Origin of the sequence: Burkholderia sp. HI4860, from assembly GCF_002223045.2 — a bacterium.
GTDB lineage: Bacteria > Pseudomonadota > Gammaproteobacteria > Burkholderiales > Burkholderiaceae > Burkholderia.
Genome location: NZ_NKFO02000003.1, coordinates 1,357,068 through 1,378,041 on the forward strand (window position 1 = coordinate 1,357,068; position 20,974 = coordinate 1,378,041).

Annotated in this window: 19 protein-coding genes; 4 read left to right on the forward strand and 15 right to left on the reverse strand. The window is 65.9% G+C overall.

Translation table 11 applies throughout. The features are described 5' to 3' along the window. The 3 genes from coaE to CFB34_RS21595 all read left to right on the forward strand — a co-directional run bounded on the left by coaE (window position 1) and on the right by CFB34_RS21595 (window position 1,700). Window positions 1–609 carry a dephospho-CoA kinase gene (gene coaE / locus CFB34_RS21585; RefSeq protein ID WP_089439172.1) on the forward strand — a complete coding sequence of 203 codons (609 nt, stop codon included), beginning with the start codon at window positions 1–3 and terminating at the stop codon, window positions 607–609. A gap of 109 nt (window positions 610–718) precedes the next feature. Next, window positions 719–1,474, forward strand: coding sequence for a cell division protein ZapD (gene zapD, locus CFB34_RS21590; RefSeq protein ID WP_039353119.1), 756 nt, complete (start codon window positions 719–721; stop codon window positions 1,472–1,474). A gap of 25 nt (window positions 1,475–1,499) precedes the next feature. Beyond that, entirely contained in the window at window positions 1,500–1,700 is a 201-nt protein-coding gene (locus CFB34_RS21595) for a DNA gyrase inhibitor YacG (RefSeq protein WP_027788444.1), read from the forward strand. A gap of 60 nt (window positions 1,701–1,760) precedes the next feature. On the opposite strand, the gene CFB34_RS21600 is transcribed toward CFB34_RS21595, so the two are convergent. The 4 genes from CFB34_RS21600 to secA all read right to left on the reverse strand — a co-directional run bounded on the left by CFB34_RS21600 (window position 1,761) and on the right by secA (window position 7,274). Continuing rightward, a complete protein-coding gene (locus CFB34_RS21600; protein ID WP_039353126.1) occupies window positions 1,761–2,204 on the reverse strand; it encodes an NUDIX domain-containing protein in 444 nt (147 codons plus the stop codon). Continuing rightward, window positions 2,201–3,070: an ATP-binding protein gene (locus CFB34_RS21605; RefSeq protein WP_089439171.1), complete on the reverse strand. Its 870-nt coding sequence runs from the start codon at window positions 3,068–3,070 to the stop codon at window positions 2,201–2,203. Before CFB34_RS21605 ends, CFB34_RS21600 begins: the two co-directional genes overlap by 4 nt. Window positions 3,071–3,089: 19 nt before the next feature. After that, complete coding sequence (gene argJ, locus CFB34_RS21610; protein ID WP_089439170.1) at window positions 3,090–4,331, reverse strand: bifunctional glutamate N-acetyltransferase/amino-acid acetyltransferase ArgJ; 1,242 nt, start codon at window positions 4,329–4,331, stop codon at window positions 3,090–3,092. A gap of 144 nt (window positions 4,332–4,475) precedes the next feature. Beyond that, window positions 4,476–7,274 carry a preprotein translocase subunit SecA gene (gene secA / locus CFB34_RS21620; RefSeq protein WP_089439169.1) on the reverse strand — a complete coding sequence of 933 codons (2,799 nt, stop codon included), beginning with the start codon at window positions 7,272–7,274 and terminating at the stop codon, window positions 4,476–4,478. A gap of 256 nt (window positions 7,275–7,530) precedes the next feature. On the opposite strand from secA, the gene CFB34_RS21625 reads away from it, so the two are divergent. Then, window positions 7,531–8,007 (forward strand): DUF721 domain-containing protein, encoded by a 477-nt coding sequence (locus CFB34_RS21625; protein WP_039353137.1) that lies wholly within the window; start codon window positions 7,531–7,533, stop codon window positions 8,005–8,007. Between the two features lie 69 nt (window positions 8,008–8,076). Here the strand turns inward: CFB34_RS21625 and CFB34_RS21630 are convergent, their stop codons facing one another. The 11 genes from CFB34_RS21630 to murD form a co-directional block, all read right to left on the reverse strand. After that, complete coding sequence (locus tag CFB34_RS21630) at window positions 8,077–9,399, reverse strand: IS4 family transposase (RefSeq protein ID WP_089439146.1); 1,323 nt, start codon at window positions 9,397–9,399, stop codon at window positions 8,077–8,079. A gap of 129 nt (window positions 9,400–9,528) precedes the next feature. Then, window positions 9,529–10,446 carry a UDP-3-O-acyl-N-acetylglucosamine deacetylase gene (lpxC, locus tag CFB34_RS21635; RefSeq protein ID WP_011350845.1) on the reverse strand — a complete coding sequence of 306 codons (918 nt, stop codon included), beginning with the start codon at window positions 10,444–10,446 and terminating at the stop codon, window positions 9,529–9,531. 240 nt (window positions 10,447–10,686) lie between these two features. Then, window positions 10,687–11,193, reverse strand: coding sequence for a peroxiredoxin (locus CFB34_RS21640; protein ID WP_011350844.1), 507 nt, complete (start codon window positions 11,191–11,193; stop codon window positions 10,687–10,689). A gap of 188 nt (window positions 11,194–11,381) precedes the next feature. Further along, a complete protein-coding gene (ftsZ, locus tag CFB34_RS21645) occupies window positions 11,382–12,578 on the reverse strand; it encodes a cell division protein FtsZ (RefSeq protein WP_089439168.1) in 1,197 nt (398 codons plus the stop codon). 117 nt (window positions 12,579–12,695) lie between these two features. Next, window positions 12,696–13,928 (reverse strand): cell division protein FtsA, encoded by a 1,233-nt coding sequence (ftsA, locus tag CFB34_RS21650; RefSeq protein ID WP_006487138.1) that lies wholly within the window; start codon window positions 13,926–13,928, stop codon window positions 12,696–12,698. A gap of 26 nt (window positions 13,929–13,954) precedes the next feature. Then, window positions 13,955–14,707, reverse strand: a complete 753-nt coding sequence (locus CFB34_RS21655; protein ID WP_089439167.1) for a cell division protein FtsQ/DivIB — start codon at window positions 14,705–14,707, stop codon at window positions 13,955–13,957. 19 nt (window positions 14,708–14,726) lie between these two features. Then, entirely contained in the window at window positions 14,727–15,668 is a 942-nt protein-coding gene (locus CFB34_RS21660; protein WP_089439166.1) for a D-alanine--D-alanine ligase, read from the reverse strand. A 1-nt stretch (window position 15,669) separates the two neighbouring features. Next, window positions 15,670–17,067, reverse strand: coding sequence for a UDP-N-acetylmuramate--L-alanine ligase (gene murC / locus CFB34_RS21665; RefSeq protein WP_089439165.1), 1,398 nt, complete (start codon window positions 17,065–17,067; stop codon window positions 15,670–15,672). After that, window positions 17,064–18,167 carry an undecaprenyldiphospho-muramoylpentapeptide beta-N-acetylglucosaminyltransferase gene (gene murG / locus CFB34_RS21670; RefSeq protein WP_089439164.1) on the reverse strand — a complete coding sequence of 368 codons (1,104 nt, stop codon included), beginning with the start codon at window positions 18,165–18,167 and terminating at the stop codon, window positions 17,064–17,066. The genes murC and murG overlap by 4 nt, the downstream gene beginning before the upstream one ends. Continuing rightward, window positions 18,164–19,447 (reverse strand): putative lipid II flippase FtsW, encoded by a 1,284-nt coding sequence (gene ftsW / locus CFB34_RS21675; RefSeq protein WP_089439163.1) that lies wholly within the window; start codon window positions 19,445–19,447, stop codon window positions 18,164–18,166. The genes murG and ftsW overlap by 4 nt, the downstream gene beginning before the upstream one ends. Then, window positions 19,444–20,958 (reverse strand): UDP-N-acetylmuramoyl-L-alanine--D-glutamate ligase, encoded by a 1,515-nt coding sequence (murD, locus tag CFB34_RS21680; protein ID WP_089439162.1) that lies wholly within the window; start codon window positions 20,956–20,958, stop codon window positions 19,444–19,446. The genes ftsW and murD overlap by 4 nt, the downstream gene beginning before the upstream one ends. Window positions 20,959–20,974: the final 16 nt, after the last annotated feature.

Genomic DNA, 20,974 nt, shown 5'->3' on the forward strand with positions numbered 1-20,974 from the left:
ATGTTCGCAATTGGACTCACCGGCGGCATCGGCAGCGGCAAGACGACCGTCGCCGACCTGTTCGGCGCCCGCGGCGCGTCACTGGTCGATACCGATCTGATCGCCCATCGCATCACCGCACCGGGCGGTCTCGCGATGCCCGCGATCCAACAGGCATTCGGCCGCGGCTTCGTTGCCGCCGACGGCTCGCTCGACCGTGCGAAGATGCGCGCACTGATCTTCAGCGACGACGCCGCGCTCCGGCGCCTCGAAGCGATCACGCATCCGCTGATCCGCGCCGAGACCGATCGCGAAGCACGCGAAGCGCAAGGCCCGTACGTGATGTTCGTCGTGCCGCTGCTCGTCGAGTCCGGCAACTGGAAGGCGCGCAGCGACCGCGTGCTCGTCGTCGATTGCCCGGTCGAAACGCAGATCGCACGCGTGATGCGGCGCAACGGCTTCACGCGCGAGCAGGTCGAAGCGATCATCGCGAAACAGGCAACGCGCGAAGCGCGCCTCGCGGCGGCCGACGACGTGATCGTCAACGACGCGACGACACCCGACACGCTCGCCGCACAGGTCGATGCACTGCACCAACGCTATCTCGCGTTTGCGGCCGCCGCGCGCTGAACCTCGCGCCCAATCGTGATGGTGTACGAAATTGGCGCGTTGCTAGGGTAGAGAGTGAGCATTAGAATGTCCTGCATTGTTTCAATCCCTACCCAAGAGGCGAGCGCGCTTGATTCTTTACGAGTATCCGTTCAACGAGCGAATTCGCACGCTGTTGCGCCTCGAAGATCTCTTCGAGCGCTTCGCGTTCTTTTTGGCTCAGGAGGACCCGCGTGAACACCACGTCGCGCTGACGACGCTGTTCGAAATCGCCGAGGTAACGGGCCGCGCGGACCTGAAATCGGATCTGATGAAGGAGCTCGAACGTCAGCGCCAGACGCTCGCCCCCTTTCGCGGCAATCCGGGCATCGAGCAGAATGCGCTCGAAGCCGTGCTCGGCGAAATCGAGCAGACTCTCGCGAACCTCGCGCAGATGCAGGGCAAGACCGGGCAGCACCTCGTCGACAACGAGTGGCTCGCCAGCATCCGCAGCCGTGCGGTGATTCCCGGCGGCACGTGCAAGTTCGACCTGCCGTCGTACTACGCATGGCAGCAGTGGCCCGCCGAGCAGCGGCGCCAGGACATCGCGAAGTGGATCCTGCCGATGCTGCCGCTGCGCGACGCGGTGACGATCGTGCTGCGGCTCGCGCGCGAATCGGGCCAGGCGTCGAAGGTCATGGCGATGCAGGGCAGCTACCAGCAGATGCTGTCCGGCCGCACCTACCAGTTGATGCAGGTGCGTGTGCCTCCGGAGTTGCGCGTCATTCCCGAAGCGAGCGCGAACAAATACATGCTGTGGGTACGGTTCACCATGCAGGACGGCGATGTGCGTCCGCGCGCGGTGGATATCGACGTGCCGTTCCATCTGACACTGTGCAATCTGTAACGGCCGCGGGCCGGATCGCTTTCGTATGACTACCGTTGTGAAATGCCCGTCGTGCGGCGCCGAAGTGCGCTGGACGCCCGAAAATCAGTTCCGCCCGTTCTGCTCGGCCCGCTGCAAGCAGCTCGACCTCGGCGCATGGGCCGCGGAAAAGTACCGGATCGGTGGATCCTCCGACGAGGGCCCCTCGTCGGAAGAAGACGGCACGGACGGCCGCCGCGACAGCTGAGCGGCGCGCGGCACCGCCTGCTAGTGATATGGCCCGCCTTTCCGGCAGGCCATCATGGCGTCAGTTCGACGCGGCTTCCTTCTCGAGCAGTTCGAGCACCGGCAGCGCGGCCGGCAACAGCGGCGCGACGGCGACCGGCAGTTGCTGCCACACGAACGCCTGCCCTTCCTTGCTGTGCGGCTCGCCCGTCCAGCCCGTCACCTTGCAGAAATACAGCCGCACGTACGCATGCGGATAATCGTGCTCGAGCGTGTGCCAGCGGTGGCTGGCCGTGACTTCGATGCCGAGTTCCTCGTGCAGTTCGCGCGCAAGCGCGTCCTCGACGCTTTCACCGGCCTCCAGCTTGCCGCCCGGAAACTCCCAGTAGCCTTCATACGGCTTGCCTTGCAGCCGCTGCGCGAGCAGGTAGCTTCCGTCCGGCTGCACCATCACGCCGACCGCGACTTCCGTCACCTTGCGGCCATCGGGTGCGCGCACCGCGCCTTGTGCGAGATCCGCGCTCATGCCTGCTCCTTGCGGCCCGACCAGTCACGCGCAAACTGCCACGCGACGCGTCCCGACCGCGAGCCGCGCTCGAGCGCCCACACGAGCGCATCGCCGCGTGCGGATTCGATCTCCGCATCCGGGCAGCCGAAATGACGCAGCCAGTGCCCGACGATGTCGAGGTAATCGTCCTGCTTGAACGGATAGAAGCTGACCCACAAGCCGAAGCGCTCCGACAGCGAGATCTTTTCCTCGACGACTTCGCCAGGGTGAATCTCGCCATCAGGGAGATGCTTGTACGACTCGTTGTCGCTCATGTACTCGGGCAGCAGATGGCGGCGGTTCGACGTCGCATAGATCAGCACATTGTCCGACTGCGCGGCGATCGAGCCGTCGAGCGCGACCTTCAGCGCCTTGTAGCCCGACTCGCCTTCCTCGAACGACAGGTCGTCGCAAAACACGATGAAGCGCTCGGGACGCTGCGAGATCAGGTCGACGATGTCGCCGAGATCGTGCAGGTCGTCCTTGTCGACTTCGATCAGGCGCAGGCCGTCGTTCGCATACGCGTTCAGGCACGCCTTGATCAGCGACGATTTGCCGGTACCGCGCGCGCCGGTCAGCAGCACGTTGTTGGCCGGCTTCTGCTGCACGAACTGCCGCGTGTTCTGTTCGATCAGCCCTTTCTGGCGATCGATGTTGTGCAGGTCGCCGAGCGTGATCGACGACACGGCCGGCACCGGCTGCAGATAGCCGCGCCCCTGGCGCTTGCGCCAGCGGAACGCGTGCGCGGCATTCCAGTCGACCGCGGCCGGCGCGGGCGGCAGCATCCCCTCGAGACGGCCGAGCAGCGCTTCGGCACGCGTCAGAAACTGTTCAAGCTTGTCCATGTCGTTCGAACGCTCCCGATCAGGAGCGGTAATCCGCGTTGATGCTCACGTAGTCGTGCGACAGGTCGCACGTCCAGATGGTGGCCTGCGCGTCGCCGCGGCCGAGCAGCACGCGAATCGTGATTTCGCTCTGCTTCATCACGCGCTGGCCGTCTTCTTCCTGGTAAGCCGGATTGCGGCCGCCCGCCTTCGCGACGAGAACGTCGTCGAGATAGAGGTCGATCTTGTCGACGTCCAGATCCGCGACGCCCGCATAGCCGATCGCCGCGAGAATCCGGCCAAGGTTGGGGTCGGATGCGTAGAAGGCCGTTTTCACGAGCGGCGAATGGCCGATCGCGTAAGCGATCTGGCGGCATTCCGCGACGTTCTTGCCGCCTTCGACCTGCACCGTCATGAATTTCGTCGCGCCTTCGCCATCGCGCACGATCAGTTGCGACAGCACCTGCGCGACTTCCGTCACCGCATCGCGCAGCGCCGCGTAGGCCGGCGAATCGGTCGCCGTGATCGCGGGCAGCGTGCTCTTGCCCGACGCGATAAGGATGAACGAGTCGTTCGTCGACGTGTCGCCGTCGATCGTGATGCAGTTGAACGAGCGATCCGCGACTTCCTTTACGAGCGTGTCGAGCACCGGCTGCGCGACGTTCGCGTCGAACGCGAGGAAGCCGAGCATCGTCGCCATGTTCGGCTTGATCATGCCCGCGCCCTTGCTGATGCCCGTCAGCGTGACCGTATGGCCGTCGATCGTCACCTGGCGCGACGTGGCCTTCGGCAGCGTGTCCGTCGTCATGATCGCCTGCGCGGCGTCGAACCAGTTCGCGGCCTTGCGGTTCGCGAGCGCGGCCGGCAGGCCGGCCTTCAGGCGATCGATCGGCAGCGGCTCGAGGATCACGCCGGTCGAAAACGGCAGCACCTGCGCCGGCTCGATGCCCGCAAGGCGCGCGAGTTCCGTGCAGGTTTCGCGTGCGTTCACGAGGCCCGGCTCGCCGGTGCCCGCGTTCGCATTGCCCGTATTCACGACGAGCGCGCGAATGCCCGCGCCGCCCGCGCGCACCTTCGCCAGGTGCTCGCGGCAGACGGTGACCGGCGCTGCGCAGAAACGGTTTTCAGTGAACACGCCCGCGACCGTCGCGCTTTCGTCGACGGAGATGACCAGCACGTCCTTGCGATTCGGCTTGCGGATGTTCGCTTCCGCCCAGCCGAGCGTGACGCCGGCGACGGGATGCAGTTGGGCGGGATCGATCGACGGAAAATTGACAGCCATGGGGCACACCTGCCGGATGGAAAATGCCGGCATGCGCCGGCATCGATTGGAAGAACCAGCGGCCACACGCGCGGGCCGCCGCAACTCACATCACTCACGCGAAGCTGCGAATGAAGCGGCACGCGCGATGCGCGCCGCCGTCGATCATGACAGCTTCCCGTGACATTGCTTGTACTTCTTGCCGCTGCCGCACGGGCACGGGTCGTTGCGGCCGACCTTCGGCATTTCGCCGCCGGGGCCGCTGTGCGTCATCGCGCTGCCGACCATGTCGGCCGTCGCCGTGGCCGCCACGGCAGCCGTGACGTTGGCCACCGGCGCACCGGCTTCCGCGTAATCGGCGTGCTGGTACTCGACGTTCTCGAGATGACCGCCACGCTCCTCGATCTGCTCGGCGGCCTGCTCGAGCTGTTCCGGCGACTGGATCTGCACGTTCATCACGACGCGCGTGACTTCCTGCTTGATCGCCTCGAGCATCGCGGCGAACAGTTCGAACGCTTCGCGCTTGTATTCCTGCTTCGGATTCTTCTGCGCGTAGCCGCGCAGGTGGATACCCTGGCGCAGGTGGTCGAGCGCCGCGAGGTGCTCGCGCCACAGACGGTCGACCGTCTGCAGCATCACCGAGCGCTCGAACGCGCTGAACGATTCGCGGCCGACCATCGCGACCTTCGCCTCGTACTGCTCGTCGGCGGCCGTCGTCACCGCGTCGAGGATCTCCTCGGCCGTGATCGACGAGGACTCGTTCACCATTTCCTGGATCGCGAGGTCGAGCTGCCATTCGTTGCGCAGCACTTCCTCGAGCTCGGGCACGTCCCACTGCTCTTCGATGCTGCCTTCCGGCACGAACTGGCGGACGACTTCGGTAATCACGCCGTGACGCATCGCGGTGATCGTCTCGGTGATGTCGTGCGCTTCGAGCAACTCGTTACGCTGCTGGTAGATCACCTTGCGCTGGTCGTTCGATACGTCGTCGTATTCGAGCAGCTGCTTGCGGATGTCGAAGTTGCGCGCTTCGACCTTGCGCTGCGCGGACTCGATCGAGCGCGTGACGATGCCGGCCTCGATCGCCTCGCCTTCCGGCATCTTCAGGCGATCCATGATCGAACGCACGCGGTCGCCCGCGAAGATGCGCAGCAGCGGATCGTCGAGCGACAGGTAGAAGCGCGACGAGCCCGGATCGCCCTGGCGGCCCGCACGGCCGCGCAGCTGGTTGTCGATCCGGCGCGATTCGTGGCGCTCGGTGCCGATGATGTGCAGGCCGCCCGCGGCCTTCACTTCCTCGTGCAGCGTTTCCCACTCGTCGTGCAGCTGCTGGATGCGGCGCGCCTTTTCGTCGGCCGGGATCGCTTCGTCGGCCTCGATGAACGCCGCCTGCTTCTCCGCATTGCCGCCGAGCACGATGTCGGTACCGCGGCCGGCCATGTTGGTCGCGATCGTGATGCGCTTCGGCCGGCCGGCTTCCGCGACGATCGCGGCTTCACGCTCGTGCTGCTTCGCGTTCAGCACCTCGTGCGGCAACCCGGCCTGCTTCAGCAGGTGCGACAGCAGCTCCGAGTTCTCGATCGACGTCGTGCCGACCAGCACCGGCTGACCGCGTTCGTAGCATTCGCGGATGTCGCGGATCACCGCGTCATAGCGCTCCTTGGCCGTCTTGTAGATCTGGTCCTGCTTGTCGATCCGCTTCGGCGGGCGGTTGGTCGGGATCACGACCGTTTCGAGGCCGTAGATCTCGTTGAATTCGTACGCTTCGGTGTCGGCGGTACCGGTCATGCCGGCCAGCTTCGCGTACATCCGGAAGTAGTTCTGGAACGTGATCGACGCGAGCGTCTGGTTCTCGCTCTGGATCTTCACGTGTTCCTTCGCCTCGACCGCCTGGTGCAGGCCGTCGGACCAGCGGCGGCCGGCCATCAGGCGGCCCGTGAATTCGTCGACGATGACCACTTCGCCGTTCTGCACGACGTAGTGCTGATCCTTGTGGAACAGCGTGTGCGCGCGCAGCGCCGCGTACACGTGGTGCATCAGCGTGATGTTCTGCGGCGCGTACAGGCTCTCGCCCTCGCCGATCAGGCCCCATTCGGCGAGCAGGCGCTCGGCCTTCTCGTGGCCCGATTCCGTCAGGAACACCTGGCGCGCCTTCTCGTCGAGCGTATAGTCGCCCGGCTTCTCGACGCCCGTGCCGTCGGCCTTCTCTTCGCCGATCTGGCGCTCGAGCAGCGGCGGCAGTGCGTTCATCCGCACGTACAGCTCGGTGTGATCCTCGGCCTGGCCCGAAATGATCAGCGGCGTACGCGCCTCGTCGATGAGGATCGAGTCCACTTCGTCGACGACCGCGAAATTCAGGGCCCGCTGCACGCGCGCGTCGGTCTCGTAGACCATGTTGTCGCGCAGGTAGTCGAAGCCGAATTCGTTGTTCGTGCCGTACGTGATGTCCGCCGCGTACGCCTGCTGCTTCTGGTCATGCTCCATGCCGGACAGGTTGATGCCGACCGACAGACCGAGGAAGTTGTAGAGGCGCGCCATCCATTCGGCGTCGCGCTGCGCGAGGTAATCGTTGACGGTCACCACGTGCACGCCGCGGCCTGCCAGCGCGTTCAGGTACACGGGCAGCGTCGCGACGAGCGTCTTGCCCTCGCCGGTGCGCATTTCCGCGATCTTGCCGTAGTGGAGCACCATGCCGCCGATCATCTGCACGTCGAAGTGCCGCATCTTCAGCACGCGACGGCTGGCCTCGCGGCAGACCGCGAAGGCCTCGGGCAGCAGCTTGTCGAGCGACTCGCCGGCCGCGACCCGCTGGCGGAATTCGTCCGTCTTGCCGCGCAACTGGTCGTCCGTCAGCTTCTCGATCTGCGTTTCGAGCGCATTGATCGTCGTGACGGTCTTTTGGTATTGCTTGACGAGCCGCTGGTTGCGGCTGCCAAAAATTTTCTGGAGAAAACCGGTTGTCATCGGATCGGATCCTGCGTCGCAGCACCGGCGCCCGGCGCGTGTTGCGCGCCCCGGCGCCCGAGCCTCGGCGGCTTAGCGAATTAGTGGACTCAAACGATGAATTTTAGCACGCGGGGACGCGTGCGCCCGTGTCTCGGCCGGACTGGCACTGCGCGCCGACCGCCGGGCCATCGGGGCGAAAGCCGCCCGTGCACGGGCCCGCACGGGTACAATCGGCGTCAACGTCCGCGCGCGTGCGCGCCCGAAGAATGTCTCGATGAACCGATTTTCCAAGCGTTTCGGCCCGCTCGCCCCGTATCGCCCGCAACCCGTGTCCGAAGTGCTCGGCCGCACCGATGCGTTTGCGGCGCTGCGCGCCGGCGTCGAACAGATCGCGTCGCTGCAGCGCGACCTTGCCGCGCTCCTGCCCGACTATCTGGCGAATCACGTCGAACCGGGCTTCATCAAGGATGGCACCCTGACCCTCTTTGCTGCGCACAACGCGTTGGCCGCTCGTCTGCGACAGGTCGAACCGCGGTTGCTCGGCGATCTGCAAAAACGCGGCTGGCCGGTCTCGACGCTACGCGTACGCGTGCGCCCGAAGGATGCGCCGGAGCCACCCCACGTGAAGCAGGCGCGGATGACGTCGGTCGGCGCGGCCGCGTTGCGCGACCTGGCAGATCATCTCGAACCGTCACCGCTGCAGGACGCGCTCGCGCGGATGGCGGCCCGGCATGGCGCGAAGCCGCGCTGACGGCGCGCGCCGCCGGCAGCGCCAGGTGGCCTGGCCAATAAAAAAGCAGCCCGAAGGCTGTAATGCCGTTCAGTTAAGGTCTTTCCGAAGATATCGAACGGCATAACGAGCCGGAAGGGATTTGACGGCCCGATCGCATTTACGATCGGGCCGTTTTACGTTGATGAGCAGTTTGAGGTGCTCACGTAGTCGTTTCAGAACGGCGGGGAGCTTTGCCAATGCTGGCGTACGCGCGGCCCACATCATCTCGTGCTGGATAAGGTGGAAGGAGCGCACGAAACTGAGTTCGGTTGGCTCGCACTTGGCCTCGAAGGCAGCGCAGGCCATTTCGCGACGGATCAGGTTGTAGGCGATCAAAGCGCCCCAGATTTCCTGATAAAGGCCTTCGACAGTCCGGCTGCGTAGCGTCAGTGCGCTGCCAAGCATGGATTGCTTGAGCTCGCGATAGCTGGTTTCAACCTGCCAGCGACGTTCGTAGCAGGCATTCAAATCCGCCACCTTGAATCGACGTCGATCGGTCAGCGAAGTCAGCAGCACCCGCTCACGGCCCGCCGCATCAAGCACGCGAATCGCGCGAGCCATCCACCATTCAGGCAACTCCGGGCACTTCTGCCGCGCCTGCGGTGAAACACGCATTCGCACCAAGGCATCCTCGGATTTGCCAGACACGACTTCCCAGCGCGTATTGGATTTGGCGGGAATCAGGAAGTGGCGATTACGTTCGCCTGCGCTCAGGCCGCACAGGATCTCGGCGGATAGAAAGCCCTTGTCGAAGACCGTCAGCGAATGATCCGGAATCTGTTCCAGCAATTGCTTGGCATACAGCATCTCATTCGTGTCGTAGCGACCAAACGCAATGTTTGCAACGAGGTGAGTCGGAAGCGAGCTCAGGGTCACGGCTCGCACCTGCGGATAGCTCGCCACCTTGCCGCTGGCATAGCCCTGAGCGCCGAAGTGTTCGCGATTGGCCGGACTGTCTGGCGTGCGTAACGTGGTGCCATCCATGGCCCACAAGCTCAACCCCTTGAAGGCGTGGCGTGCCGCGTCTTGCTGGCACCAGGCTTGCGCGGTTCGCTCGAACAACCACGCCATGGGCGCATCACCCAATCGCTGCCGAGCCTGAGCGATGGCGCTCTTGCTGACGAACGTCGCTTCGTTGGGCAACACCAGATCCAGGCTATCGACCACCTCACTGATGGACCAGTGGCGGTAGATCGCCAGCGCGATGACCAACCACACGACTTGTTCGGCCGGTAAGCGCCGGCGACGAATGCTGGCCGTGCCCGTGGCATCAATGGCTTGCTCGATCCACTCCTGCGGCAGATGCTCGCCCAGCCGACTTAGGTCGGCGGGCGCTGCATCCAACAGGAAGGTCAGGTGGTCGCTTAGCATCGCGACCAAAGTTAACAGCTTGCCGCCCCGTTTACAACTCCAAACCCCGAAAACAAAAATGCCGTTCAGGTCTTAACTGAACGGCATTAGCCCGAAGGCTGCTTTTTTATTGCTTGCGCCAAACGCAGGTCACGCGAAGGCCGTCTGCATGTCGAACGCGAAGCCCTTCGGTGCGGCTTGCGGATCGTCGAACGTGACGATCTCGTACGCATCTTCGTTCGCGAGCAGTTCGCGCAGCAGCGCGTTGTTCAGCCCGTGGCCCGACTTGTACGCCGTGTACGACGCCAGCAGCGGATGGCCGATCACGTACAGGTCGCCGATCGCGTCGAGCATCTTGTGCTTCACGAACTCGTCGTCATAGCGCAGCCCGTCGTTGTTCAGGATGCGGTACTCGTCGAGCACGATCGCGTTTTCCATGCTGCCGCCACGGGCGAGACCCATCTCGCGCAGCATCTCGGCTTCATGGGCGAAACCGAACGTGCGTGCCCGCGCAATCTCGCGCACGTACGACGTATTCGCGAAATCGACCTCGAGCTCCTGGCCGGTCTTGTCGACGGCCGGGTGACGGAAGTCGATCGAGAATTTCAGCTTGAAACCGAAGTACGGATCGAGACGCGCGAACTTGTCGCCATCACGGATTTCGACCGTCTTCTTCACCTTGACGAAGCGCTTCGGTGCGTTCTGCTCCTCGATCCCGGCGGACTGGATCAGGAACACGAAGGTCGCCGCGCTGCCGTCCATGATCGGGATTTCCTCGGCCGTCACGTCGACATAGAGGTTGTCGATACCGAGGCCGGCACATGCCGACATCAGGTGCTCGACGGTCGACACGCGCACGCCATCCTTCTGCAACACCGACGCGAGCCGCGTATCGCCGATCGACGTCGCCGCAGCGGGAATGTCGACGGGCGTGGGAAGGTCGACGCGCGAGAAGACGATGCCCGTGCCGGGTGCGGCAGGACGGAGCGTCAGCTCGATCTTGCGGCCCGAGTGGACACCGATACCCACGGTCTTCACGATGGATTTGATGGTGCGCTGCTTCAGCATGATGTTCTTCGTCGTGATTGAAGATATCAATCAGGAGTTATATTCGATAGGGGAGATTATAGCGTAATTCCCTATTCAGCGTCGTTTGAAACTGCGTATCAATCTGTTTCGACCGTTTACCCGCGCCGATACGGGACGGGCCGATGCCCGGAACGGAGGCGTTTCCGGTCATCGGCCCGTGTTACAACTGCCCTGAGGCCGGTGAGCAGCGTTGCCGGAAGGCAACGGCGCACCGCACGATCAGGACGTCAACGTCGCGAGAACACTCGCCGCATCGCTCACTTCGAATTTGCCCGGCGCCTCGACGGCCAGCGTCTTGACCACACCGCCGTCAATCACCATCGCGTAGCGCAGGGAACGAATTCCCATGCCACGCGCCGACAAATCCTGCGTCAGCCCCAGCGCATGAGTGAAAGCAGCGCTGCCGTCCGCCATCATGCGCACCTTGCCCGCGGTGTGCAGATCACGTCCCCATGCGCCCATCACGAATGCGTCGTTGACGGACACGCACCAGATCTCGTCGATGCCCGCCGCGCGCAACTGCTCGGCGTGTTCGACGTAGCCCGGCACATGCTGCGCCGAGCAGGTCGGCGTGAAAGCGCCCGGCAATCCGAAGATCACCACCCGCTTTCCCGCAACCTGGTCGCGCACGCTGTAGGCGTTCGGCCCCAGCGTGCACCCTTCGCGCGCGTCGTCGATGTACTCGAACAATTGCGCGTCGGGCAGCGCGTCGCCCACTTGAATCATGGCTGGTCCCTCATAGCGATACGGTTTTTCAGCGTGTCGCGGACAGCACGGTCCATCCCGCCCCGCTTGAGCGGAGAGGGCACGTTTCCCGGCCCGGCGTCGCAGCCGACGCGGCCTGTCGTGGTCCGTAGCATCCGTCACGCCGGCGTTACCGCGGCAGATTCGCCGCGGCTTCGCCTGTGTGTGCGTCAGTCAGCCTGCTTGCGCAGGAAAGCCGGGATGTCGTACGTGTCGACACCCTTCTCCTGCAGCGCCTGCACGTGCGATGCCGCGGTTTCGCGCGAATTGCGCCACACCGCCGGCGTGTCGAGCGCGCCGTAGTCTGCCGTGCTGACGTGATGCGTCGGCGTATAACCGTGCGACACCGCGCTGACCGGCTGGTTGTCGGTACCCGTGCGCAGCAGCGTCATCGGTGCCGATTGCTGCTTCTTCGCCGCACGACCCAGACCCGTTGCCACGACCGTCACGCGCAGCGCATCGCCCATTGCGTCGTCGTACACCGCACCGAAGATCACCGTCGCATCTTCCGCCGCGTAGCTCTTGATCGTGTTCATCACTTCGCGCGTTTCCGACAGACGCAGCGAACGGCTCGACGTGATGTTGACCAGCACGCCGCGCGCGCCCGACAGATCGACGCCTTCGAGCAGCGGGCTCGCCACGGCCTGTTCCGCCGCGAGGCGTGCGCGATCGACGCCGGCGACCGTCGCCGTGCCCATCATCGCCTTGCCCTGCTCGCCCATCACCGTCTTCACGTCTTCGAAGTCGACGTTCACGAGGCCATCGACATTGATGATTTCAGCGATGCCTGCGACTGCGTTGTTCAACACGTCGTCCGCGCACTGGAAGCACTTGTCCATCTCGGCGTCGTCGCCCATCACGTCGAACAGCTTGTCGTTCAGAACGACGATCAGCGAGTCGACGTGATCCTCCAGTTGCTGCGAACCGGCTTCAGCGACGCGCATGCGCTTGCCGCCTTCGAACTCGAACGGCTTGCTGACGACACCGACCGTCAGGATGCCCATCTCCTTCGCGATCTGCGCGACCACCGGTGCCGCGCCCGTGCCCGTGCCACCGCCCATGCCGGCCGTGATGAACACCATGTGCGCGCCGCGCAGTGCGTCGGCGATGCGCTCACGCGCTTCTTCCGCTGCCGCACGACCCATTTCCGGCTTCGCACCGGCGCCCAGACCCGTGTTGCCGAGCTGGATCACCGACGATGCGCGCGAACGCGACAGCGCCTGCGCATCCGTGTTCATCACGATGAAGTCGACGCCCTGCACGCCGCGGTTGATCATGTGCTGGACGGCATTGCCGCCAGCGCCGCCAACGCCGACCACCTTGATGATGGTGCCGTTGGTCTCGGTTTCCAGCATTTCGAATTCCATTGTTGCCTCCGTCAAGAGAATGACTGCTACTCGGCCGTTATTCGGCAGGAGATCGGGCAACCCCCTGTCGCGCGCCAGCCGCCGGCACCAGCGCGAATTTCGATTCGGTTCGATTCGTCAGAAGTTGCTCAGGAACCATTCCTTCATCCGCGAGAACACTTGCCCCGCGTTGCCGGACTGCACGGCGACCTTGCGGCCGCGCATGCGCTGGGCACTGCCTTCGACGAGCAGCCCCATCGCCGTCGAGTAGCGCGGATTGCGCACGACGTCGGAGAGGCCGCCTGCATATTCCGGCGCGCCGATGCGCACCGGTTTCAGGAAAATGTCTTCGCCGAGCTCGACCATGCCGGGCATCATCGATGCACCGCCGGTAATGACCACGCCGGAGCTCAGCAGTTCTTCGTAACCGGATTCGCGCACGACCTGCTGCACGAGCGAGAACAGTTCCTCGACGCGCGGCTCGATCACCGCGGCCAGCGCCTGGCGCGACAGCGTGCGCGGGCCGCGTTCGCCGAGGCCCGGCACTTCGACCATTTCGTCCGGATCGGCGAGCGCCTGCTTCGCGATCCCGTAGCCGACCTTGATGTCTTCCGCATCCGGCGTCGGCGTGCGCAGCGCCATCGCGATGTCGCTCGTGATCTGGTCGCCGGCGATCGGAATCACCGCGGTGTGGCGGATCGCGCCTTCGGCGAAGATCGCGATGTCCGTCGTGCCGCCGCCGATGTCGACCAGCACCACGCCGAGATCCTTCTCGTCTTCCGTCAGCACGGCCAGCGACGACGCGAGCGGCTGCAGGATCAGGTCGTTCACTTCGAGCCCGCAGCGGCGCACGCACTTGACGATGTTCTGCGCGGCACTCACCGCGCCCGTCACGATGTGCACCTTCACTTCCAGCCGGATGCCGCTCATGCCGATCGGCTCGCGCACGTCTTCCTGGCCGTCGATGATGAATTCCTGCGTGAGGATGTGCAGCACCTGCTGGTCGGTCGGGATGTTGATCGCCTTCGCGGTCTCGATCACGCGCGCGACGTCGGTCTGCGTGACTTCCTTGTCCTTGATCGCGACCATCCCGCTCGAGTTGAAGCTGCGGATGTGGCTGCCCGCGATCCCCGTGAACACGTTGGTGATCTTGCAGTCGGCCATCAGCTCGGCTTCCTCGAGCGCGCGCTGGATCGACTGCACGGTGGCCTCGATGTTGACCACCACACCTTTCTTCAGACCCTTCGACTCGCTCTGGCCGAGGCCGATCACCTCGTAGTGGCCTTCGCCCTTCAGCTCGGCGACGATGGCCACCACCTTCGACGTGCCGATGTCGAGGGAAACCAGCAGATCCTTGTAGTCTTTGCTCATAAAGTGCTCTTGCGTGTGATCTCTCGTTACTTCTTGCGCTTGTCGGTATCGGTCAGGAACCGCATGCCTGCCGCGCGAATCGCGAATCCGTTCGGATAGCGCAGGTCCGCGTACTCGATGTCGTTGCCCCAGCGCTCCGTGACAGCCGGCCATGCGGCGACCAGGCGCTGGCTCCGGTCATGCAGCGACTCGCTGTTGCGTTCCTTGCCCAGCTCGACCTGCATGCCGTTCGACAGCTTCACCGTCCACGCGTACCGCGCCGACAGCGTCACTTCTTCCGGCGCCGCCTTCAGCGGCGCAAACCATTTCCCGAAGTCGCGATACCGCGTGACGACTTCCTTCGCACTGCCCTCCGGGCCGTCGAACGCCGGCAGTTCCTGCTCCAGCTCGCCCTGGTTCGCGGTGAACAGCTCGCCATCGACGCTCACGAGCTGGTCGCTGCCCCAGGTCCCGAGCGGTTTGTACTCCTCGAGCGTGACAGCCAGCGCATTCGGCCACACCCGGCGCACGCTCGCATGGCGCACCCAGGGCATCTGCTCGAACGCGGCGCGCGCGGCGTCGAGATCGACCGTGAAGAAATTGCCCTTCAGCCGGCCTGCCACGCCCGCGCGCACCGTCGGTGAATTGATGTGCTCGGTGTCGCCGTCGATCCGGATTTCCCGCAGCGCGAACGTCGGGCGCTGGATCAGCCAGTAGCAGCCGGCCGCCGCCAACACGAGCAGCAGCAGCGCGTACAGCGCGCTGGCGGCAAGGTTGAGTTGGCGAACGTTGTTCCACATACGTCGTTCCGTTCCTGCGTCAGTCGTTGAGCGTGAGCGACAGCACCTTCACGACCAGCTCCGAATAGCTGATGCCGACCGCGCGCGCGGCCTTCGGCGGCAGCGAGTGGTCGGTCATGCCCGGCGCGGTGTTCACTTCCAGGAAGTACGCGTTGCCGTCGGCGTCGAGCATGAAATCCGCGCGGCCCCAGTCGGTGCAGCCGAGCACGTCGAACGCCCGGCGCGCGACGCGCTTGAGCTCCGCTTCCTTGTCGGCGGGCAGCCCGCACGGAATCAGGTATTGCGTGTCGTCGGCGACGTACTTCGCGTGATAGTCGTAGAACTCGCCGGCCGGCACGATCTTGATCACCGGCAGGTCGAGATCGCCGGCGATGCAGGCGGTGTACTCGCCGCCGCCTTCGATGCTCTTCTCGACGATCACGATCGGGTCGTGCTTGGCGGCCTCCGCGAGCGCAGCCGGCAGCGCATCGGCCGTCTTCACCTTCAGCACCGCGACGCTCGAGCCTTCGCTCGCCGGCTTCACGAACAGCGGCAGGCCGAGCTTCGCGACGATGTCCGTCGCGCGCGCCGCGAGGTCGTCGCCGCGCAGCACCGTCTCGAACGGCGGCGTCGGCACGCCCGTCTGCTGCCACACGAGCTTCGTGCGGAACTTGTCGAGGCCGAGCGCCGACCCGAGCACGCCGCTGCCCGTGTAGCGAATGCCGTAGAAATCGAGCGCGCCCTGGATCTGGCCGTTCTCGCCGTAGCCGCCGTGCAGGGCGTTGAACACGCGCACGAAGCCTTCATCCTTCAGCGCCGCCAGCGGGCGCTCGGCGGGGTCGAACGGGTGCGCGTCGATGCCCGCGTCGCGCAGGCCCTGCAGCACGAGCTTGCCCGACGTGAGCGACACCTCGCGCTCCGAGGACTCGCCGCCGAACAACACCGCCACCTTGCCGAAACGTTTCGGATCAATCCCGCTCATGTCATGCCTTCTGTTGAGTGTGCTGCGCAACCTTCGCCGGCACGCCGCCGATCGAACCCGCGCCCATCGTGATCACCACGTCGCCGTTCTGAGCGACCTTCGCCAATGCGTCCGGCACGTCGTCGACCGTCGCGACGAATACCGGGTCAACCTTCCCCACCGCGCGCAGCGCGCGCGACAGCGCGTCACCGCTGGCGGTCGAGATCGCCGCCTCGCCCGCCGCGTAGACTTCCGTCAGCACCAGCGCGTCGACCGTCGACAGCACGTTGACGAAATCGTCGAAGCAGTCGCGGGTGCGCGTGTAACGGTGCGGCTGGAACGCCAGCACGAGGCGGCGGCCCGGGAACGCGCCGCGCGCGGCCGCGATCGTCGCGGCCATCTCGACCGGGTGATGGCCGTAGTCGTCGATCAGCGTGTACTGGCCGCCGTCCGCGGTCGGCACGTCGCCGTAGCGCTGGAAGCGCCGGCCGACGCCGTTGAATTCCGCGAGCGCCAGCTGGATCGCGTCGTCCGACACGCCGAGATCGGTCGCGATCGCAATCGCCGCGAGCGCGTTCTGCACGTTGTGCAGGCCGGGCATGTTCAGCACGACCGCGAGCGGCGCGCGCCCTTCGCGGATCACCGTGAAATGCATGCGGCCGTCGCGTGCGTCGATGTCTTCCGCGCGCACCTGCGCGTCCGGCGACAGCCCGTAGCGCACGACCGGCTTCGAAATGAACGGGATGATCTGCCGCACGTTCGGATCGTCGACGCACACGACCGCGCTGCCGTAGAACGGCAGGCGCTGCGTGAATTCGATGAACGCCTGCTTGAGCCGCGCGAAATCGTGGCCGTAGGTGTCCATGTGGTCGGCGTCGATGTTCGTGATGACTTCGATCACCGGATACAGGTTCAGGAACGACGCGTCCGACTCGTCGGCCTCGGCGACGATGAAGTCGCCCGTGCCGAGCCGTGCGTTCGCGCCGGCGCTGATCAGGCGCCCGCCGATCACGAAGGTCGGATCGAGCCCGCCCGCCGCCAGCACGCTCGCGACGAGGCTCGTCGTCGTGGTCTTGCCGTGGGTGCCGGCGATTGCGATGCCCTGCTTCAGGCGCATCAGCTCCGCCAGCATCACCGCACGCTGCACGATCGGCACGCGCTTCGCGCGCGCGGCCAGCACTTCCGGGTTGTCCGAACGCACGGCCGTCGACACGACGACCGCGTTCGCGCCCTCGATGTTCGCCGCGTCGTGGCCGATCGCGATCCGCGCGCCGAGCCCCTGGAGACGATCGGTCACCGCGTTGCGCGACAGGTCCGAGCCGCTGACCTCGTAACCGAGGTTGACGAGCACTTCAGCGATGCCGCTCATGCCCGCGCCGCCGATCCCGACGAAATGAATGTGTTTGACGATGTGTTTCATTGCAGTGTTTCCAAGTTCGCGCCGGCCGCCTTCGCGCACACGCGCGCGACTTCGTCGGTGGCCTCGGGCTTCGCCAGCGAGCGCGAACGCTCCGCCATGTCCGCGAGCGATGCACGCGACTGGCCGCGCAGCCAGTCGGCAAGCAGTTCCGCCGACAGGTCGCGTTGTTGCACCAGCACGGCCGCGCCCGCATCGGCGAGGAACGCGGCGTTGCTCGTCTGGTGATCGTCGACCGCGTACGGGAACGGCACGAACAGCGCCGCCACGCCCACCGCCGCGATCTCCGACACCGTCATCGCCCCCGACCGGCAGATCACGAGATCCGCCGCCGCATACGCAGCCGCCATGTCGTCGATGAACGGCACGAGCCGCACGTCCTCGCCGGCCGCGAAACCGGCCGCTTCGTAATTCGCCTTCAATGCTTCGATGTGCTTCGCGCCGGCCTGGTGCACGATGCGCGGGCGTTCGCCCGGCGCCAGCATCGCCAGCGCGCGCGGCACGACTTCGTTCAGCGCGGCCGCCCCGAGGCTGCCGCCGACGACCAGCACGTTCAGCGGGCCGCTGCGCGATGCATAGCGTGCTTTGGGCGCTTGCGTGCCGGCAAGTTCCGCGCGAATCGGGTTACCCGTCCATTCCGCGTGCGGCAGCGCACCGGGGAACGCGACGAGCACGCGTTTCGCGAATTTCGCGAGCACCTTGTTCGTCAGGCCCGCGATCGAATTCTGTTCATGCAGCACGAGCGGACGGCCCGACAGCGCGGTCATCACGCCCGCCGGGAACGTGATGTAGCCGCCCATCCCGAGCACGACGTCGGGCCGTACGCGGCGCAGCGCGGCGAGGCTCTGTCCGCATGCGCGCAGCAGGTTGAACGGCAGCGTCAGCTTGGTCTTCAAACCCTTGCCGCGCAGCCCGCCGAACCGCACGTATTCCATCGGAATGCCGTGCTTCGGCACGAGCGTCGCTTCCATCCCGGCCGGATTGCCGAGCCACACGACGCGCCAGCCCGCCGCTTCCATCCGGTGCGCGACCGCGAGCCCCGGGAACACGTGGCCCCCGGTGCCGCCTGCCATCACCATCAGCGTGCGTTGCGACGCGGTCATACCTTGCCTCCGCGCATCAGCACCCGGTTTTCGTAGTCCACCCGCAGCAGCACCGCGAGCGCGACGCAGTTCAGCAGAATGCCCGAGCCGCCGTAGCTCACGAGCGGCAGCGTCAGACCCTTGGTCGGCAGCAGCCCGAGGTTCACGCCCATGTTGATGAAGGTCTGCGCGCCGAACCAGATGCCGATACCCTTCGCCATCAGGCCCGCGAACGTGCGATCGAGTGCGAGCGCCTGGCGGCCGATCTCGAACGCGCGGCGCACGATCCAGTAGAACAGCAGGATCACGACCAGCACGCCGACGAAACCGAGCTCCTCGCCGATTACCGCGAGGATGAAGTCGGTATGCGCTTCCGGCAGGTAGTTCAGCTTCTCGACGCTGCCGCCGAGGCCGACGCCGAACCATTCGCCGCGGCCGAACGCGATCAGCGAGTGCGTGAGCTGGTACGCCTTGCCCTGCGCGTAGCGCTCGTCCCACGGATCGAGGTACGCGAAAATCCGCTCGCGACGCCACGGCGACAGCCACACCAGCATCGTGAAGGTGCCGATCGCGGTGGCGACCAGGCCGCCGAACAGCTTGCCGTTCACGCCGCCGAGGAACAGCACGCCCATCGCGATCGCCGCGACCACCATGAACGCGCCCATGTCCGGCTCGAGCAGCAGCAGCGCACCGACCAGGCCGACCGCGAACGCCATCGGCAGGAAGCCCTTGGCGAAGCTCTGCATGTATTCCTGCTTGCGCACCGTGTAGTTCGCCGCGTAGATCGTCACCGCGAGCTTCATGATTTCCGACGGCTGCATGTTCGTGATGCCGAGCGGAATCCAGCGGCGCGCACCGTTCACGCCCTTGCCGACGTGCGGGATCAGCACGATCACGAGGCCGACGAGCGCGATCAGGAAGAGTTGCGGCGCGTATTTGTCCCACGTCGACACCGGCACGCGGAACGCGACCACCGCCGCGACGAACGCGACGGCGAGCGAGATGCAGTGGCGCATCAGGAACGCGTAATCGTGATAGGACGCGTATTTCGGCGAATCGGGCATCGCGATCGACGCCGAATACACCATCACGACGCCGAGCCCGAGCAGCGCGATCGCGACCCACAGCAGCGAGTAGTCGAAGTCGAGCATCCGCGAACGGCTCGGGCGCACGCCGTTGACGACGCTCGCGAGGCCGCCCGTCGCGGCGCGAGTGGCCGACGCGACGCGGCCGCCCGCGGCATTGCCGCCGGTGTCGCGACGATCGTTGAAACGGGAGACGAGGCGATCGGACCAGCTCATGGCGTCGCTCCTTTGTCGATGGCGATTTCGTCGACCGCCGCGCGGAACACATCCGCGCGATGGGCGTAGTTCCTGAACATGTCGAGGCTCGCGCAGGCAGGCGACAGCAGCACCGCATCGCCCGGCTCCGCGAGGTCGGCCGCCGCGTGCACCGCTCCTTCGAGCGTCGTGTGGTCGGCGAGCGGCACGCCCGTTTCGGCGAGCGTGTCGCGGAGCGCCGGCGCGTCGCGGCCGATCAGCATCACCGCGCGGCACCAGCGCGCGACCGGCGCGACCAGCGGTGCGAAATCCTGCCCCTTGCCGTCACCGCCCGCGATCAGCACGATCTTCTGCGCCAGCCCGTCGAGCGCCGCAACCGTCGCGCCGACGTTCGTGCCCTTGCTGTCGTCGACGTAGTCCACGTCGTCGATCGTCGCGATCACTTCGACGCGATGCGCTTCGCCGCGGTACTCGCGCAGCGCGTGCAGCAGCGGCGCGGCCGGCAGGTCGATCGCGCGGGCGAGCGCGAACGCGGCCAGCGCATTCGCCGCGTTGTGCAGCCCGCGGATGCGCAGCGCGTCGGCCGGCATCAGGCGCTTCTGCGCGATGTCGGGCGTATGCGCGGCATCGCGCTTGCGCCGACGGGTCGTCGTCGCGGTTTCGTCCGGTGCGTCGCGATCGACCGCTTCGACCAGCCACGCGATGCCGTTGTCGCGCGACAGCCCGTAGTCACCGTCCTGCACCGGTTCGTTCAGGCCGAACGTGACCGTGCGCGGCGCGTCGGCCGCGCCGGCTGCCGGGGCGAACTTCATCACCGCCGCATCGTCGCGGTTCAGCACGCGCGTCGTCGTTGCACCGAAGATCCGGCCCTTTGCCTGCGCGTACGCGTCGAAGCTGCCGTGCCAGTCGAGGTGGTCCTGCGTGATGTTGAGGATCGCGGCCGCATCGGGCGCGAACGTGCGCGCGGTCTCGAGCTGGAAGCTCGACAGTTCGAGCACCCACACGTCGGGCAGCGCGGTTTCGTCGATCGCGCTGGCGAGCCGGTCGAGCATCGCCGGGCTGATATTGCCCGCGACGGCGACCTTCTTGCCCGAGCGCTGGCACAGCAGGCCGGTGAGGCTCGTCGTCGTGGTCTTGCCGTTGGTGCCGGTGATGGCGAGCACCTTCGGCTGGTAGCCGCTCGTGCCGAGCGCGCGCAGCGCCTGCGCGAAGAATTCCAGCTCGCCCCACACCGCGATGCCCTGCTCGTTCGCGGCCGCGACCAGCGACGCGAGTGCCGGTTCGAGCGGCGACAGCCCGGGGCTCAGCCCGACGAGCTCGACACCGCCGTCGAGCAGCGCAGGCGTGAACGCCCCGCCGACGAATTCCGCATCGATGCCTTCGGCCTGCAGCGCGGCAAGGTTCGGCGGCGCCTCGCGGGTATCGGCAATACGCAGCCGGCACCCGTGCCTCGCGCACCATCGCGCGATCGCGAGACCCGATTCCCCGAGCCCCAGTACGAGCACCATCGGCCGTTGCCGATCTCCAAACATCTCGCCAGACATCCTT

Coding starts and splice junctions, on each gene's coding strand:
- ftsZ (WP_089439168.1), bottom strand. CDS start 12,578: ATGGAATTCGAAATGCTGGAAACCGAGACCAACGGCACCATCATCAAG.
- murG (WP_089439164.1), bottom strand. CDS start 18,167: ATGACCGCGTCGCAACGCACGCTGATGGTGATGGCAGGCGGCACCGGG.
- CFB34_RS21660 (WP_089439166.1), bottom strand. CDS start 15,668: ATGAGCGGGATTGATCCGAAACGTTTCGGCAAGGTGGCGGTGTTGTTC.
- CFB34_RS21625 (WP_039353137.1), top strand. CDS start 7,531: ATGAACCGATTTTCCAAGCGTTTCGGCCCGCTCGCCCCGTATCGCCCG.
- CFB34_RS21655 (WP_089439167.1), bottom strand. CDS start 14,707: ATGTGGAACAACGTTCGCCAACTCAACCTTGCCGCCAGCGCGCTGTAC.
- murD (WP_089439162.1), bottom strand. CDS start 20,958: ATGTTTGGAGATCGGCAACGGCCGATGGTGCTCGTACTGGGGCTCGGG.
- ftsA (WP_006487138.1), bottom strand. CDS start 13,928: ATGAGCAAAGACTACAAGGATCTGCTGGTTTCCCTCGACATCGGCACG.
- lpxC (WP_011350845.1), bottom strand. CDS start 10,446: ATGCTGAAGCAGCGCACCATCAAATCCATCGTGAAGACCGTGGGTATC.
- ftsW (WP_089439163.1), bottom strand. CDS start 19,447: ATGAGCTGGTCCGATCGCCTCGTCTCCCGTTTCAACGATCGTCGCGAC.
- CFB34_RS21595 (WP_027788444.1), top strand. CDS start 1,500: ATGACTACCGTTGTGAAATGCCCGTCGTGCGGCGCCGAAGTGCGCTGG.
- coaE (WP_089439172.1), top strand. CDS start 1: ATGTTCGCAATTGGACTCACCGGCGGCATCGGCAGCGGCAAGACGACC.
- CFB34_RS21600 (WP_039353126.1), bottom strand. CDS start 2,204: ATGAGCGCGGATCTCGCACAAGGCGCGGTGCGCGCACCCGATGGCCGC.
- secA (WP_089439169.1), bottom strand. CDS start 7,274: ATGACAACCGGTTTTCTCCAGAAAATTTTTGGCAGCCGCAACCAGCGG.
- CFB34_RS21630 (WP_089439146.1), bottom strand. CDS start 9,399: ATGCTAAGCGACCACCTGACCTTCCTGTTGGATGCAGCGCCCGCCGAC.
- CFB34_RS21605 (WP_089439171.1), bottom strand. CDS start 3,070: ATGGACAAGCTTGAACAGTTTCTGACGCGTGCCGAAGCGCTGCTCGGC.
- argJ (WP_089439170.1), bottom strand. CDS start 4,331: ATGGCTGTCAATTTTCCGTCGATCGATCCCGCCCAACTGCATCCCGTC.
- CFB34_RS21640 (WP_011350844.1), bottom strand. CDS start 11,193: ATGATTCAAGTGGGCGACGCGCTGCCCGACGCGCAATTGTTCGAGTAC.
- murC (WP_089439165.1), bottom strand. CDS start 17,067: ATGAAACACATCGTCAAACACATTCATTTCGTCGGGATCGGCGGCGCG.